Origin of the sequence: Erythrobacter alti, from assembly GCF_037996805.1 — a bacterium.
GTDB lineage: Bacteria > Pseudomonadota > Alphaproteobacteria > Sphingomonadales > Sphingomonadaceae > Alteraurantiacibacter > Alteraurantiacibacter alti.
Genome location: NZ_JBBNAX010000003.1, coordinates 1 through 980, shown reverse-complemented (window position 1 = coordinate 980; position 980 = coordinate 1). Strand labels below are relative to the sequence as shown.

The following is a 980-nucleotide window of genomic DNA, read 5'->3' as shown; positions in this document are numbered from 1 at the left end:
TCGAGCGCGTTGCCAAACCCGGTTGTCGCCGCCCCCTGCAATCTGAGATTTTCGACATTGTCCGGGAGGGTGTAATCGACTTTCGCACGGACCAGGTCGGTGCCCTGATCAGCATTTTCGATCACGACATCACCCAGGTCGTCGACATTATAGATGTCATCACCCAAGCCGCCGCTCATCGTATCGGCGCCTGATCCCCCGTCGAGATTATCGTTGAAATTGCCACCGAACAGCGTGTCATCGCCATTCTTGCCCGCAAGCCGGCTGGCAAGATTGGCGTTGGCGGTCAGTGCGTTGGCATCGTTATTGCCGGTCAGATTGCTGGCAGTGCCGGTCAGGCCGAAGCCTTCGATATTAAGCCAGTCAAGCCGATTGGCCTTGAGGTCGAAGTTGACGAAAACCGTGTCGAACCCTTCGCCTGCAAGCTCCACGACCACATCATCACGGCTGTCGATATAGAAGGTGTCGTCTCCTAATCCGCCGTGCATCTCATCGTCGCCAGTACCACCGTCGAGTATATCGTTGCCGTCAATTCCAGAAAGGAAGTCGTTATCACCGTAGCCGTTGATCACGTCGTCAAATGGGGATCCAGTGATCGCGTCTTGACCGGGGCCCCCTTCGAAAGAGATCAGCTCATAGATGGCGTCGGAAAGAGAGAATTCTCCCGAGCCATTCACAAGGATCTGCATTTCGCCGCCAGAGCCCACGACCCGAAGCACGGGCCCAGAAGCTGTGGAGACGATTTCGATATGCTGAATAGCCAAATTGGAAAGGTCAATCTTGTCGGTGCCAGCTTCGAAATCAGTAATGCGTTCGAGGCTGCCGCCGGTCGGCGCGTCTGAAATAGAGGAGTAACGGAAGATATCCGCACCTTCACCTCCGCTGAGATTGTCAATCCCACTCCCCCCATCGAGAAGGTCGACGCCGCTACCGCCCTTGAGATAATCATTCCCATCGAGGCCATAAAGGCGGTTTCCTGC

The 980-nt window shown here is 55.6% G+C and carries 1 protein-coding gene; it reads right to left on the bottom strand.

Annotated features, from left to right (window positions below):
- Positions 1-980 (bottom strand): calcium-binding protein (locus AAC850_RS04890; protein WP_340587517.1); only part of this gene is annotated, 980 nt, incomplete at both ends.